Here is a 14,632-nt window from a genome sequence, read left to right as displayed (position 1 = left end):
TCACAGGGAGACGAGCTGGGTGGCGTTGGGGTTGAGGAAGAGCTCGGGGTTCAGGCGCAGTCCGAGGCGGTAGGCCGCCGTGGCCCGGTTGCCCAACTCGTTCTGCCGACTATTGCTATTGCTGGACTTGGTGCCGCTGCCCTTCTTGCTCCCCGTGCTCGACGCCGTACCGCCCGGCTCCTTCTGCATGCGTCGCTCCCACCGTCCTGCAGAGCTCCCGGACCTTGTGTCTGGCCTGTCCGACAGCATGCCGGAGAAGGGCCAGGGCCGCGGCGGGCGGGCCGGGGAGTCACCTGCCGTGCGCAGGGCTTGCGCTGAACCACGCGACGAGAGCGGAAGGGATCAGGCCACGGCCCCGATTCCGCGGGGCGAACCTGCCTCGTGATGGATCGGCGTGTGCGCCCCGGTCAGCGCCACCCCGCAGGTTCGCCACGATCTCCTAGACGATGGACAGCGCCACCTCTTACGGGGTGCGTGCTCCCAGGTCAAGGCCGATGGGTGAGTGCAGCCGGGTCAACTCCAGCTCCGTGATGCCGACTTCGAGCAGCTGCTCGTTGCGGTCCAGATGAGTGCGGCGCGAGCCCATCGCGCCGACGTAGGCGACCGGGAGACGCAGCGCGAGCCGAAGGAGCGGGACGTCGAACTTGGCGTCGTGCGTCAGGACGCACAGCACGGTGCGGCCGTCGACGGAGGTGCCCTCCAGGTACCGGTGCGGCCATTCGACGACGATCTCGTCGGCCTCCGAGAAGCGGTCGGCTGTCGCGAAGACGGGGCGCGCGTCGCACACGGTGACGTGGTAGCCGAGGAACTTGGCGCACCGCACAAGGGCGGACGCGAAGTCCATCGCGCCGAAGACGTTCATCCGGGGGGGCAGTGGCCAAGGATTCGACGAGCAGCGTGAGCGGTGCTCCGCAGCGCGATCCCTGCTCGCCGATGGCCAGGGTGGCGGTGCGACCGACGTCGAGATAAGCGAGTGTCTCGGCAGCGACCGTGCGGTCGAGTTCGGGGTGAGCGCCGAAGCCGCCCTCGTACGAGCCGTCGGGGCGCACGAGCAGCGCCCGGCGGAGCAGTTCGGCGGGTCCCTTCACGATCCGCGCGAGCGCCGCCGCCTCCCCCACGGCGGTGGTGGCCAGCGCGGCCGCGAGCACGCCGCGTACGGCTTCATCCGAGGCGCGTACCGGCGTGATGAGGATGTCGATGATGCCGTTGCAGGTCAGTCCCACGGCGAAGGCGTCGTCGTCGCTGTATCCGAAGCGTTCGAGGTCCGACTCCCCGTCCTCGAGCGGGTGTGTCTTGATCTTTGGGTAAGCGCTGGAACTGGGTCCACGTCCTCGCCGACGCCTACGTCCGCATCCTCGGCCGCCCCGCCGCCGTTGACGGAGAGGTGTTCGTCATCACCTATGACCAGCGGCCTACCGCTGTGGAGATGCAACGTGCCGCCACCCGCTCCGCCGATTACACCGGCGAGATAACCCTGGAGACCGCCCAGGCGGGGGCATGATGCAGATGGTCACCGACCAGCACGAATTGGTCACCAGCACCAAGGCCCAACACCACCTTGGCTGGCGCTTCCGCCACCTCTCCTTCACCGACACCCCCGACCAGTACGACCGCGCCCGTAAAGCGGCGCAGCCGACCACCTGACCTGGGAGCTGCGGAGGGCGGAGGGCGGAGGGCGGACACGACTGTGCTGCCTCGACAACCATCTACGACAACGAGGCCCCCATCGGGCGGGGCAAGGATCCCGCTCGGCGCCTCAACTCGTGGTGCCTGCAGGCGCGTTCCTTGCCCTTCGAACCGGTTCCGGTGAAAGGGCTGTGGGCCGCCGCCGTCCCGTTCTAGATTTGCCCCCGCAGGGCACCCACAGGCGAGCCCGCAGTTGAGCGCTCGAAAGGCGCTCTGAGAGTAGCAGCGTGATGCTGTGTCCGATCCTGTTCGTATCGGTGAACCAGTCGTTTCATGACACCTTCGACCTGAAGCAGCTTGAGGTCTGGGTGGAACGGGCCTGGGCCATCACCGTCAGCAAGGCGAGCTAGTGCGAGCGCGTTGTGGCGGTCAAGGACGTTGAGCCGGTGGCGGCTTGGCGACTGCGTGGCGCGTTCCCTACTGACGAGACCTACGCAGTGTCCGACGGCAGCGTCCGTAATCGCACGGGCCTGGCGCTTGGCGAGGCGCTGCCGATCCTGCCCGCGTACCGCTCTGAGATCCCGCCCCTGCGCCGCGGAGTCGCCGTGGCCAGCCTCGATCTTGTCCCACTTCCCGCAGAGCGGTAGCACAACCCGAGTACTGGCTCCCGGCTGCAGCCGGGAGCCAGTTTCGCCCCAAGGCCGAGTGAGGCAGTGACAAGGCCGTGTGAGCCGGGACAACGGCCGAGGTCCGTCATCTCGCTGGTCTCCAACGCCGGTTCAGGAAGGTGTCCGAGAAGCTGCGAGGGCCTTCCTGATTGATCGACGACCGATCTCGCCGGTAACGCCTACATGACCAAGCCTGAGCGCGGCGGCCATTTCGTCCCGTTCGAGCAACGGGAACGCTACGCGGAGGAACTCCGCACGTTCCTCCGCGCTCTGGGCGTCTGAAGCCGTCGAGGTGATGGCGGGCGAGGTCAGCCAGCCAGCTTCGGCTGCGTGCGGGTGTGGGCGGCGGCGGAGCCGGGACCTCCGTCAGCTCGAGCCGACTGCCCGTACTCCTTTCGGGCGGACAGTCCTGTGCCGGGCGGTCAGGGACTTGCCATGACACGAGAGGGCAGGGTTCCCTACTTCCACCTGGCTGTACGAGGCGGCCAGTTCCGGGCGCCGCGAACCGACCCTGACGCCGACGGACAACACCCTCTCGTGCGCTGTCCACGTCGTTCTTGCGCCTCCACGCGGGCCGTCTTGTTACTGATCTTCACGCACCTTCTGCCGGGTCGGGGCAGGAACAAAGGGAGAGCGCGATGCAGATCGAGCAGTACATCGTCGACGTCCGACGCCAGCTCACCGGCGAGAGTCTGGCGGGAGCGCGGCGTCGCCTGGGCGAGCTTCGGGACTGGTCCGAGCCGCTGCCTGCGGCCAAAGGCAGTGACCAGGCACGGCTGGAGTCCCACCTGCTGCAAGCTCTCGGCGAGGGACGAGGCCGCCACCCTCTGGGTGTCAGCGAAGTCGTTCCCAGCTCCGACCAGCTGATGCTGCGCCTGGAATCTGCGGAGTCCCTCACCTCGCTGCTGCTCCTGCTGCCCTACCGGGACGGGCGCAGGTCGCGCCACGGCGTCCTCGACCTGCGAGCGTCAGCCGGCCGCCGGGGCATCGAGTTGGTCCTGGGCGGGACCGGCGCCGGACGCGCCCTGCTCCTTGGCCCCAAGGGCTGCGATCTCGCCGCAGCCCTGGACGCCCACCGGTCAGCGATGGAGGGCCGCCGCCACGTGCCGCTGTGGACCGAGGACACCCCGCACGACCCGATGCCCCGGCCTCCGCGCCGCAACCGCCCCGTGCAGACGATGAGCAAGACGGCAAAGCCCGTGGACCCGCACCGCGTGCAGCCCTACCTGGTCAGTTCGCTGCTGCGCCGCCTGCATCTGTGGGAGTCACTGGCCGCCGCCAGCACGGTGACGTTCACCAGCCAGCCGCAGAGCTCTGGCCTGGCCTGGACGGTGCACCGCTGCCTGCCACAACACCGTCCACTGCACGATGACATCCTGGCCGCTGCGCTCGCCGAGTCAGTGGCCGGGCCAGGGCTGACTGCCGACACCGAGGGACACCGCTGCGACGAGCAGCAATGCGTCCAGACCTTCGCCTCCGGCCGGCTCACCGTCCGCACGGTCCGCGGCAACAGCAATCGCCCCGCCCGGCGCCCAGGCCGCGCCCGCGCTCATGTCCTCTCGGCGTTCGTGCGCGAACGGCAGCCTTCGGCAAGCACCGTCAGCGAGGGCCGCGCCGGACACGTCCTCCAGCTCATCGATCCCTGGGGAGATGACCGGCTGGACGCCGCCGAGCAACTCGCCGCCGCCTGGGCACAGCAGGGACTGCACACGCTGGTTCTCCGAGTGGACAGCAGCCGCAACCGGCACAGCAACACCGCCTCGTGGCAGCGCGCGCGGCTGACGGGCGGGCCCGGGTCCATGTTCAAAGGGAAGGCCGACTTCGTCTACGGCGACCTCGAAGCCGACCTCGCCCGGGCGCGCGCAGAGTTCGACCACATCATCATGATCAAACGCCAGTGGGCAGACCTCCCCTTGCTGGGCTTCTCCCCTCTGGCCGATGACCATCTCATCGTCACCGACCGGCATTTCCCGAGGGCGACGAAGATCACCACGGTGCACGCCGGGGAGCTTCAGCGCCGCACCGTCACCCTGACTCCAGCCGAGTCCGCGATTGCCTGGCTGCACAGCCGCCTGGCGAGGGTTCCCTTCGCCGACGTACCCATGACCGGCCTCCTCCTTCGGTGCGTACACGAGGAAAACGGCCCGGACGTGTTCGCCGCCAGGGTCGATGCCGAACTGGCCCGGCACGGGATGCCGGTACTGGGCCGGCTGCCCCAGCCGCCGCGCCGCAGCCCGAACCGGACCGTGCTGGACCATATCCCCGACGAGCAGCGGGCGTTCGTGATCCATCAGAGCGCCCAGGTCCGCCAGGGCCTTAGCCCAGCGCGCGCGAACGCAACAGTGTTCCGCACTGCCCTGCGCGAGTACGCCGAGTTCTGACCCGGCCACGGCGCCCCGGCCCCGGGCCGTACCCGGGCCGGGGCTGGTCCGCCTGGCGCGCAGGAACGCCCCCACCTTGTTCCGGCCCCTCTGCGGCAAGGCGGGCTTACCCCGGTTTGGGCATCCCTGCTGGACCCCCTCAGTGGAGTGGCCGGATGCCGCTCAGGGGAGGGCGGTTGTAGTACAAGCAGGTGTCCGTTCCGATCATCGGGGACTACCCTGCTGGGGAACGTTCGGGGAGAAGATACAGTACGAACAGAGGATGTACGCCCGGCTCAAGTTCATGGAACTCATGGCCGAACTCAACGAGAGCACGTTCGAGGCTTTCTTTCATCGCTTGATGAGTGCCCGCCACCCAGAATTTCTGGATGTCAGGACCCATGGGCGGCTCGGCGACCAGGGCTCTGACGGGTTCATGCTACACGAGTCCAAGCTGTACGCCTGCTACGCTCCCCCCCCCCAGACGGTGAGCGCGACCGAGATCAGGCAGAAGATCAGGTCTGACCTCGCCAAGGCTCTGGCACAACGGGCGGATCAGTTCGACACGTTCGTGTTCGTCCGCCCGGAGAGCCTGGACGTGCTGTTCGGCCGGGAGCGGCCGTGACCACCAGCGCCATCACCGAAGCAGTGGCCACTCGGCCCTGACAGCTCAGCGCGGAGGCCGAGGCCCTCTGGAAGAAGTTCCCGCCCCGGGCCAACCCAAAGAGCTGGCCCGCGACCCGAGTCTCTCGAGCCGCCGTGGTGACCCGCATGCTCACGCCACCATTCCCGGGGCACGACTCCAAGACGCGCTGCAACCGGAAGCTGACCCTGTTCAAGGTGCTCGACTGGCTGGAGATGCAGCCCGGCAGCACGTGGCAGGAGCGGTGGGACGCCAGCGGCGTCGGTGTCGACGGACACGTGGACTGGCGGACCCGCCTCATCGACGACCTGAGGAGCGTCGACAACCTCGGCCCGCGCGGGGACCGGATCTTCAAAATCCTCGGCATGGGCCTGGTCCAGCTGATCGGCGGCGACGTCCTGCGACCGGATCTGGGCTGGTTGATCGCCACCAACTCGCCCCTACGAATCACGAACGAGATGGAACGCGTCCGCGACGGCGAGGCCATCGCCAAGCTCCGGGCCCTGCGGACCGCGAGCACGGTTGGCGACTCTACGGTGCTGCCCGCGATCGAGAAGATCGCGCTCATCATGGCGGCGAAGGGCGGCATGGTTGCCGACCTCACCCCCGGCGACTGCCTGGAACTGTTCAAGACCAGCAAGGAGATCTTCCCAGGGCCGGGAAAGTCCGCCCGGCACAGCCCATTCTGCTATCAGTTGCTGCACTCTCTCGGCACCTTCCCCGCTGGTGCACCGCCTTCGGTCCGCATGTTCAGCACGCGCTTCCCCGGCCAGCTCTCCACCGAGCAACTCGTCGACCGCTACGACCTGGCCTGCCGCCCCGTCCGCGACCTGCTGGTCGACTATCTGGCAGAGCGTCAGCCCGGCGTCGACTACAACACCTTGACTGGCCTGGCGACCGCGCTGGCCCTGTGGTTCTGGAAGGACCTAGAGAAACACCATCCCGGCATCGACTCGCTCCGGCTCGCGCCGGCCGTCGCCGCAGCCTGGAAGCGACGCCTGCAGACCCGGATCGTCCGCAGCACCAGCGAGCACGGCCAGGTCGTGGAGACCACGGTGGAACGGGCCACCGCCTCCGACACGCTGATGACCGTTCGCGCCTTCTACCTGGACCTGTCGCAGTGGGCCCTCGACGAACCCGCCCGCTGGGGTCCGTGGGCGGTTCCCTGCCCGGTCCGCGCCGACGACGTTCAGCAACGCAAGATGAAGTCGCGGCAGAAGGCCCCCATGGACCAGCGCACCCGGGAGCGGCTTCCTGTCCTCCCGGCCCTGCTCGAAGCGGTTGACCGGAACCGCAAAGCCGCCGCGGCTCGTCTGGCTGCCGCCGAACACATCTGCCCCGGCGAGCTGTTCACCGCCGGCGGACAGACGCTGCGGCGCGCGATCCTCAAGCGGCATTCGCCTCACCTTTGGGCAGAGGACCCCCCGCAATCGGCCGGCGCCGGAACCTGGCGAGGGAGGAGAGCAATTCCTTCTGGGGCTGGGCCGCAGTCGAGGTCCTGCGGATGACCGGCATCCGGATCGAGGAACTGAGCGAGATCTCGCACCACAGCCTGATCCAATATCGGCTGCCGAGCACGGGCGAGCTCGTCCCGCTGCTGCAGATCGCGCCGTCCAAGACCGACGAAGAACGGCTCCTGGTCGTCTCCCCGGAACTCGCCGACGTGCTCTCAGCGATCATCTGCCGCGTCCGCGCCGACGATGGCGGCGTCCCGCTCGTGATCGCCTACGACCACCACGAGAAGGTCTGGAACCCGCCCATGCCGCTGCTGTTCCAGCGCAAGATCGGACTCGAGGACCGACCGATCCCCATCGACGGCATCCGCACCCTCCTCCAGGATGCCCTCGCCGCCACCGGATTCACCGACGCGACCGGCGAGCCGCTGCACTTCGCTCCGCACGACTTCCGGAGGATCTTCACCACCGATGCCGTCATGAACGGCATGCCGCCCCACATCGCCCAGCTGATCCTCGGACATCGCGACATCAACACGACCATGGGATACAAGGCGGTCTATCCCGAGGAAGTCATCAACGGACACCGGGCGTTCATCGCCCGCCGCCGGGACCTGCGGCCCAGCGAGGAGTACCGCAGCCTCACCGAGGAGGAGTGGGAGGAGTTCCTCGGCCACTTCGAACGCCGAAAGGTCGCCCTCGGTGACTGCGGCCGGGCCTACGGCACCAGCTTGCATTCATGAGCACAGCTGCATCCGCTGCCCGCTCCTGCGGGCCGCCCCGGCCCAGCGGCCCCGCCTGGTGAACATCTGCGACAACCTCATCGACCGGATCGCCGAGGCCGAGCGAGAGAGCTGGGCCGGCGAGGCCGAAGGGCTCAAGGTCAGCCTTGCCGCGGCCAATGCCAAGCTCGCCCAGCTCGACAACCTCATCACCCACCGCGCTGCCGCCATTCACCTCGGCATGCCGACCTTCCCCGACGTCGCGGGGCGTCATGTCACCACCGAAACAGGAGGCTTGTCACGGGCTCAGCTGCCACCGTCCTTGACGCCTCCTCGCAGGCCCCACTCATCAAGTCTGGAGTAGATCAACGCAGTGCGACCCCGCGGGAAATCCAGGGCCTCGGCCTCCCCTGAATAGATCGCCACCAGTGAGTCGGCCCCTCGCCACCAGGTGTCGGCCAAGCCCCGCACTTCGTGCACTGGCTCGTACTCGTCGAGCACGATGTCGTCGACTCTGTCGCCAGTGACCTTGACGATCTCCTTTGCCCACATGGACGCGTGGTGTGTCAGCGCGAGCGACTCCACCCAGCCCTCGACGGTGACATGAAGGGGCGACCACTGACCTGCATGAATGCCAAACTCACCCGATGGCCCGATCACGAATGAGTAGGGAACCGCTGTTCGCTGCACACCCGCTTCGAACCACCACCCTTCGGCCTCAGAGCCTTCGGGAGAGTCCGCTTCGAGGTATCTCGGGCCGCCGTCGTACTTGGATGCGGGTGGCAGCACCAGGCCGCCCCATTGCTCTTGATAGGCCGCCATCCGGTCGATGACCGCCGCGGGGATGTCTCGCTCAAGCCACCACTGTCTGTGTTCCTCGACGGAGCGGACGTCGACCTTGACGCCGTGCGCGCGGACGAACGATCGGGCTCGTTGTGTCAGGCCATCAGGCACATCATTGAAGAGGTTGAGATTCACCAGCGTGACGCTACTGCCAAGCTTCAACCTCGATAGTTCAGAGAAGGGACCGGTGTGAAGTGGTTGCGGCGGAAGTAGCCGATCATCCCCTCGACTCCGCCCTTCTCATGGGCGCCTCCAATTCCGGGTCGGCAGTAGAAGCTCTCGATGTTGATCTTCCGTGAGTTCGCGAATTCTGAAGGGTGGTCGCGACGAACCCACGGTGTCAGGAGAGCAGTTTGCCGGAACGAAGACGGTGGTTCGGAGCTTGCTTCAGGTTGCGGCGAGACCTAGAGAGGTCACTCGAGAGCCGTAGAAGCCTGTCGTCGGGAGAGGCTCAGCCTGCGTCGCTCTCGGTCGATCTCTGTGACGACGACCGTAATCTCGTTGCCGACTTGAACGACCGCCTCTGGAGCCTCGACAGGTGTCCAGGTGAGCTCTTGCAGATGGACCAGTCCATCGATGCCGTTGGTGACCTGCACGAACACTCCGAACGGGACCAGCTTGGTGACCCGTCCCTGCAGGGTCTGCCCCACCGTGGTGATCTCGGCGAAGGTCTGGAATGGGTCGGGCTGCGTCGCTCGCAGGGATAGCCTGGCCTCGCCGTTCGTTGTGTCGAACTGGAGGAACTCGCACGAAACGCGCTGTCCAACCTGAACGACGTCCGAAGCTGTCTCGAAGCGTCGCCAGGACAGCTCGGGGATCGTGATGAACCCGACACCGGGGAAGACCGGATGGTCTGGGCCGTCGTCCAGCGCCACGAACACTCCGAACCGTTCGATCGAGCCGATCTGGCCTGACAGTAGTTCGCCGGCGCGGAGGGATTTCAGGAATGCCCAGAGCTCGGGGTTCTCCGTGGCGGCCGTGGACATCCAAGCCCGACCTTGCTCCAGGTCGATGGCAGTCAGCTCGGCGGTGATCCGGTCGCCGACCTCCACCGCCGCTGCCGAGAACCGGACCCAGGACAGATCCAGCGACCCCACGAACCCCAGCGGACGTGCGGCAAAACCGTCCAGGATCACCGACATACCTCGTCGAGTTACCTCTGCCACGATCCCGCTGCAGATATCACCGACCTGCAACGCAGCCAGAAACTTCCCGGAAAACTCATCGTCCGACGCCCCGCCCATGCCGCCCAGCCTCTCACGGGAAACCGTTTGTCAGCTCAAGGGACGGACTCGTGCTCGGCGACCGAGACGGCGACGGCGGTCGTGTAGCGGAGGCTGGTCTTGGCACCGAGCGAGAACACGTGCGCGAGGTGTAGAGGATCCGCGCCACTGGCAAGAGCCTCCTCCAGGATGCGGTCCTGCCGTAGCCGGTCGACGCCCACGGGTAGGTCCTTGACCAGCCTGTCCATCCAGAACGTGCCCACCGCCATTGTCGTCGTGGCTGTGTTCCGGCTGACCAACAGGTGTGGGTTAGTGCTGTTCGGCCAGCGGTGATGGCGATAGGCGAGATAGTCGCCGATCGCCTCGGTGGTGTAGTCGTCCAGCGGACGGTTCAGGCCCTCCGGATCGAGCCGGCGTCCGGGTAGGTCCACCTGCTCCAGCAGCATCTCGCGGATATGGCGGGCGGGCAGTGCATGGATGCTGGACAAGGCCACGACCACGCGAACGGCCGGATCCTGCGATGCAGCGTGAGCCACGGACTTCATCTCGTCCGCAGTGAGGGACGCGGGGATCTTGATCGCCAGCTTGCCGCCCTTGACGCCTCGCATTGGGTTGGCGAAGACCAGCCGCTCAGCCTTGAGGGTGCCGAAAAGCGACCGCAAGGCGCTGGCTTCGTAGGCACGATGGGGCCGGTCGGCCAGCCAGCCGGTGATGTCGTCCCGTGTTACCTGCCGCAGGGTTGTGTACCTACCGGCGTACTCGGTCAGGAACGGCAGGATGCTCCTCAGATTCGTGATGACCGTTGCTCGGGCACGTGGCCTGCGACGCGTGGTCCCGTGCCGCAGGATGGCGATCCAGACATCCAGCTCAGCTCGGACATCCGAAGCAAGGAAGGACAGGTGTTCCTCGCACCAGACGTCGAGCGAGTCGGGCCGGTCGTCGGAGAAGATGTTGAGCTCCTCGAACACCTCCAGGACGTGGTTGGCGGGCACTGCCGTATGGGTGAGCTGACTGATGGTTGAGGCCCGGATCCGTTCCCCTGGCTGGTGAACCGCGCAGAGAATCCGGATGCCGCGTCGCACTGAGCCGAGCGTGCGGGGCGGCCAGCCACGCAGTTCCGCGATCCGGGCGGCCCGGGCACTCAAGGATGCGAACAGTTCAGGGTCGAGCGGTGGGGCCTTGCTGCTGACGCCGCGAAGCTCGCGCGGCATGTCGAACAGCAACAGCTCCGTCCAACGGGCCGGAACCCGGTGCGGCTGCGGTGACCACGGTGCAGACGGATGAGCCTGAGGCCGGGGGCCTCCGCGTGGTCGCAGGGTGCCGATGATGAAGAGCTGGTGTCCTGTGTGGGCGGCTACTGTCAGGTCGACGCGGGTCTTGTTGTCCGGTCCGGCGATCAGGCTTGCCTGGCGGCGGCAGAGGCGACAGATCCCATCCATTGCGGCGACCTCGCGTGTGCAGACGTCGCAGTGTTGGCTGGTGGCTTTTGAGGTGAAGCCCCAGCAGGCTTTGCAACGTGGGCGGTCGATCCAGCCCCAGCCGAAGCAGTCCCGGCAGCTGCGGGTGGCCCAGGGTCGTGATCGCCGGACGGGCGTGCTCATAGCGGCGGCCCCGAGCGACCCGGGCGGCGTTGGTGAGTGATCGGGCTGCCGCCGACGACTTGCTTCTCCACCTCCAAGGTTGTGGTCTCCTGCCGGACGCTGATCTTCTCCGGGACGAGGAGGTCGGCGGTCGTACAGTCCAGCACCTCGCAGATGATGTCGAGGTCGGCCAGGCGGACGGTAAGTGGCCGCCCGGACCACAGGTGGGACATCTTGCCAGCGGAAATTACCAATCCGGCTTCCGCAAGCATTCGTTGGAGCTCGGATGCCTTCCAGATATCGCGCTGTGCGGCGACCATCCGCAGGTTCCACTTCATCGGCATGTCCCTCCGAATCGGGTCGTGGCCCGTTGGCCTGCTCGGATCCAGGCATCTTCGACGTGGGACTTTTCGACGTGCACGTAGATCAAGGTCGTGTTGAGCCATTCATGTCCGAGGATCTCTTGGATGGCAACGACGTCCATGCCGTTGCGGTAGAGGTCGGAAGCGGCAAAGTGCCGCAGCACATGCGGTGTGAGCTGGCCGACCTGGTGCGGCAGGTGCCGAGCGACCGCCTCTGCGAGCCCGGTCCGCAGAGCATCGTCGGTCACGGCTCTGCTGGAGCCGTCGCCGTATCTGCGTTCCGAGGGAAACAGCGGGGCACGGGGGTCGTTGACCTTGTCGTCGAACTCCCACCGCGGCCCGGTGACCCACCATTCGAGCAGGTCACGGGAGCCGTTGATGAGCGGGACAAGCCGTTCCTTCTTGCCGCGTCCCTGGCTGCCCTTGCCCTTGAGGAGGACCTTGCCGAACCGCCCCAAGTCCCAGCGAACGTCGCCGATCCGCAGCAGGCACAGCTCCGAGATCCGCGGACCGATGAGGCTGGCCAGCCGCGAGGCGGTGTAGTTCCGGGCGGCCGGAGCGTACTTGCGTGCCTCTTCCATGTCGCATCGCCAGCCGCTGAAGAGCGCGGTGATCTCCGCCTCCGGTGGCGGGATCCGCAGCCTCGCGGAGGCGCCACCCCGAGGGCGGTTCATCTCATCCAGCGCGGACTCAACGACAAAGCCGGTGGCCGCGTGGATGCCGGCCTTGTGCCGTAGCTCGAGAAACTCGAAGAACACGGCGAAGGCCGCGGCCTGGCGGACCTTGGTGCCCGAGGCTGAGTCGCGACGGTGCCGCCCGAAGTACCGGTCGAGGTCCTGGGCCTTCATCTCCCATAGCGGCCGACCGAACCATTCCCGCAGGCCAAGGACCGGGCCGACGTCACCGCGGATGGTGTCGTCGAGGACTCCGGCAGAGGCCCGCGCGAGGACGAACTCAGCGAGCAGATCCTGTTCGAAAGCCGCGACCTCCTCGGAGGTCTCCAGCCGGAGCTCCGGCCGCAGATCGCGCACGACGGCCAGTGCCATCCCGTTCCTCCCCTTCAGCTATCCGACGACTACGCCATGACAGCCGAGGAGACTTCAGGATTCCTGAAGAACGAGCATCAATCACCCGATCGTGTCCACGAGACCATAAGTCCCAGATCACACAGCCGTCGAGGTCGCTGACCCAGTCGGGAAGCAGTGGGAACCCACGGGAACATGGACAAAGTGCGAGCGGAAAGCGATCCACCGGTCGGTCTCCACCCGGGCCCGGCTCAGCCCTAGCACTTGGGCGACGGCCGACTTCAGGTTGTCGTAGCGGATCTTGGTCCGGGGAACACCGCCCAGCGTGCGAAGCGCGTGCACGTGCCCTTCGAAGAAGGCTTCCTGGCCGCAGGAGGCGAAGACCCGGTGGACGGCCTTGCCCGAGTAGGACAGGCGGAGCGAGAACAAATAGCAGGTCACCAGCTCGCCGGCCAGGCGCACGGTCACGTCGCCGAAGTCGACCTCCGCCTCGTGACCGGGCAGGTGGGTCTGCGGCACGAACGCTTCCACCGGGGCCTTGCCCGAGGCCGCGAGGATCTCCGGCTTCCGGTCGGCGACGTAACGCCGGACCATCTGGTAGGACACGTCGGCGCTGTGCTCCTCGACGAGCCGGTGGAAGATCCGCGTGATCGTGTGGCGTTGCTTGCGCGGCGCGTCGAAGTCCGTTCGCAGCATCTTATCGATCACCGGCTTGAACGGATCCAGCGCGGTCGGCCGCGGAGGCAGCTTCTTCCGTGGTTCCGGCCAGACCGAGTCCACGGCCTTTTTCACGGTCCGCCACGACACGTTGTACTTGCGCTCAAGCTCGCGCATCTTCATGCCGGCACGGTGATCACGCCGGATCGCCGCGTACAGCTCGACCTTGGACATCTGCGGCATGACCAGGACCTTTCACCAGGAGCACCCCGATGCTGACCTGGCAAGTACCCCGGCGCTGTCAAAACTCGGGCTCTGGCTCAACTTTTGTGACGTGTTCACGCCACGTGGCGGCTGGGCTTCTTCGAGCAGTAGGTGAAGTCGCCCGAAAATGAGCCGTCGTCAAGTCGGTCGGCATGACAGTTCGGGACCGTGGAAGAGATCATGATCCGGTTGAAGGAGCTGTTGTTCCCTTCGATCGTGGACGTTGCGGTGCTGTCGTTGGACGTGAGCATCGAGGCAGTACAGGTCGACGCAGAAGGCACTGCGAACGGTGCTACTTGCCCAGCATGCGGGGTCTGGTCGAACCGGGTTCATGGTTCCTACCTGCGGTTTCCCGCCGATGTGCCCAGCGCCGGACGAAGCGTTGTTCTCCAACTGAGGGTCCGCCGGTTCACCTGCGAGAACTCGAAGTGCGCACGCCGCACGTTCGTCGAGCAGATACTCGGCCTGACCCGTCGGCACGGTCAGCGGACCGAGCGGCTGCGCGCGACGCTGGCTGCGGTCGGTCTCGCCCTGGCTGGCCGGGCCGGCGCTCGCCTGTGCTCCGTGCTCGGGTTCTCCGTCAGCCGGAGCACCGTCCTGCGCTTGGTCGACGCCCTTCCCGAGCCGGAGGTACCCGCCCCGCGTGTGGTCGGCGTTGACGAGTACGCCACCCGCAAGGGCCGCCACGACGGCACCGTCCTCGTCGACGTCGAAACCCGCCGCCCTGTCGACCTGCTTCCCGACCGGGAGGCATCGAGCCTGGCCGCCTGACTCGCCGACCGGCCCGGCGTCGAGGTCGTGTGCCGGGACCGGGCGCCGTTCTTCGCCGAGGGCGCCACCGCCGGTGCACCGCAGGCCGTCCAGGTCGCGGACCGGTGGCATCTCTGGCACGTGCGCCGTGAAGCGCTGATTGATCGAGTGGAGGTGGGAGACCTTCGCCGCTGTCCTGTCGCAGCAGGGCGGTGAAGCTGGGGGCAGCCTGAGCCGGGAGATGCCGAGGAGGGTGGCAAGCGGCCCCTACAAAGCCGGGACGTATCAGCACTGCCAGATGGTGCGGGTCCGGCGAGCGAGACGGAGAGGTAACACGCGAGGAACCGGTGTGTGAAGCCTCCTAGGGCGTGTCCGCAATGTCGGTTGGTCGTTAGCCCGTTCGTGGTGCGTCGTCATGAAGTGACTGATCAAGCCTGGGCAGTGATCGGGCCGTT

14 protein-coding genes and 2 pseudogenes are annotated in these 14,632 nt (G+C 66.9%); 8 read left to right on the top strand and 8 right to left on the bottom strand.

Translation table 11 applies throughout. The features are described from left to right. On the bottom strand, positions 1–189 hold the full coding sequence (locus AB0M67_RS39055; protein WP_365752673.1) for a hypothetical protein: 189 nt from the start codon (positions 187–189) through the stop codon (positions 1–3). A 153-nt stretch (positions 190–342) separates the two neighbouring features. Next, positions 343–1,283 (bottom strand): annotated as a pseudogene (locus AB0M67_RS39050) (XdhC/CoxI family protein); the annotation flags it as partial. A gap of 17 nt (positions 1,284–1,300) precedes the next feature. Between AB0M67_RS39050 and AB0M67_RS39045 the strand changes: the two are divergent. The 6 genes from AB0M67_RS39045 (at position 1,301) to AB0M67_RS39020 (ending at position 7,494) form a co-directional block, all read left to right on the top strand. Continuing rightward, complete coding sequence (locus AB0M67_RS39045) at positions 1,301–1,501, top strand: hypothetical protein (protein WP_365752671.1); 201 nt, start codon at positions 1,301–1,303, stop codon at positions 1,499–1,501. After that, positions 1,498–1,644 (top strand): hypothetical protein, encoded by a 147-nt coding sequence (locus AB0M67_RS39040; protein WP_365752670.1) that lies wholly within the window; start codon positions 1,498–1,500, stop codon positions 1,642–1,644. The genes AB0M67_RS39045 and AB0M67_RS39040 overlap by 4 nt, the downstream gene beginning before the upstream one ends. 1,288 nt (positions 1,645–2,932) lie before the next feature. Next, positions 2,933–4,675, top strand: coding sequence for a hypothetical protein (locus tag AB0M67_RS39035; protein WP_365752669.1), 1,743 nt, complete (start codon positions 2,933–2,935; stop codon positions 4,673–4,675). A 262-nt stretch (positions 4,676–4,937) separates the two neighbouring features. Beyond that, positions 4,938–5,279, top strand: coding sequence for a hypothetical protein (locus AB0M67_RS39030; protein WP_365752667.1), 342 nt, complete (start codon positions 4,938–4,940; stop codon positions 5,277–5,279). Positions 5,280–5,425: 146 nt separating this feature from the next. Continuing rightward, on the top strand, positions 5,426–6,805 hold the full coding sequence (locus AB0M67_RS39025) for a hypothetical protein (protein ID WP_365752665.1): 1,380 nt from the start codon (positions 5,426–5,428) through the stop codon (positions 6,803–6,805). Continuing rightward, positions 6,802–7,494, top strand: coding sequence for a tyrosine-type recombinase/integrase (locus tag AB0M67_RS39020; protein WP_365752663.1), 693 nt, complete (start codon positions 6,802–6,804; stop codon positions 7,492–7,494). Before AB0M67_RS39025 ends, AB0M67_RS39020 begins: the two co-directional genes overlap by 4 nt. 285 nt (positions 7,495–7,779) lie before the next feature. Here the strand turns inward: AB0M67_RS39020 and AB0M67_RS39015 are convergent, their stop codons facing one another. From AB0M67_RS39015 to istA, 6 genes are all read right to left on the bottom strand, one after another. Next, positions 7,780–8,451 carry a hypothetical protein gene (locus tag AB0M67_RS39015; RefSeq protein ID WP_365752661.1) on the bottom strand — a complete coding sequence of 224 codons (672 nt, stop codon included), beginning with the start codon at positions 8,449–8,451 and terminating at the stop codon, positions 7,780–7,782. A 278-nt stretch (positions 8,452–8,729) separates the two neighbouring features. Continuing rightward, positions 8,730–9,560, bottom strand: coding sequence for a S1 RNA-binding domain-containing protein (locus AB0M67_RS39010; protein ID WP_365752659.1), 831 nt, complete (start codon positions 9,558–9,560; stop codon positions 8,730–8,732). 35 nt (positions 9,561–9,595) lie between these two features. Beyond that, positions 9,596–10,762 carry a hypothetical protein gene (locus AB0M67_RS39005; RefSeq protein WP_365752658.1) on the bottom strand — a complete coding sequence of 389 codons (1,167 nt, stop codon included), beginning with the start codon at positions 10,760–10,762 and terminating at the stop codon, positions 9,596–9,598. Positions 10,763–11,136: 374 nt separating this feature from the next. Beyond that, on the bottom strand, positions 11,137–11,457 hold the full coding sequence (locus tag AB0M67_RS39000; protein ID WP_365752656.1) for a helix-turn-helix transcriptional regulator: 321 nt from the start codon (positions 11,455–11,457) through the stop codon (positions 11,137–11,139). Next, positions 11,454–12,527 carry a tyrosine-type recombinase/integrase gene (locus AB0M67_RS38995; RefSeq protein WP_365752654.1) on the bottom strand — a complete coding sequence of 358 codons (1,074 nt, stop codon included), beginning with the start codon at positions 12,525–12,527 and terminating at the stop codon, positions 11,454–11,456. Before AB0M67_RS38995 ends, AB0M67_RS39000 begins: the two co-directional genes overlap by 4 nt. A gap of 117 nt (positions 12,528–12,644) precedes the next feature. Beyond that, the gene (gene istA / locus AB0M67_RS38990) at positions 12,645–13,406 is read right to left on the bottom strand and encodes an IS21 family transposase (RefSeq protein WP_365752653.1); all 762 of its coding nucleotides are present in this window, start codon (positions 13,404–13,406) and stop codon (positions 12,645–12,647) included. Positions 13,407–13,595: 189 nt separating this feature from the next. Between istA and AB0M67_RS38985 the strand changes: the two genes are divergently transcribed. Both AB0M67_RS38985 and AB0M67_RS38980 read left to right on the top strand, forming a co-directional pair. Beyond that, a complete protein-coding gene (locus AB0M67_RS38985) occupies positions 13,596–14,198 on the top strand; it encodes a transposase family protein (RefSeq protein WP_365752651.1) in 603 nt (200 codons plus the stop codon). Positions 14,199–14,216: 18 nt separating this feature from the next. Beyond that, positions 14,217–14,393 (top strand): annotated as a pseudogene (locus tag AB0M67_RS38980) (ISL3 family transposase); the annotation flags it as partial. Between the last annotated feature and the right edge of the window lie 239 nt (positions 14,394–14,632).

The organism is Streptomyces sp. NPDC051662 (genome assembly GCF_040681655.1).
Lineage (GTDB): Bacteria > Actinomycetota > Actinomycetes > Streptomycetales > Streptomycetaceae > Streptomyces.
Note: the sequence above shows the minus strand (reverse complement) of the source record. Positions and strands in the feature narration are given on the sequence as shown.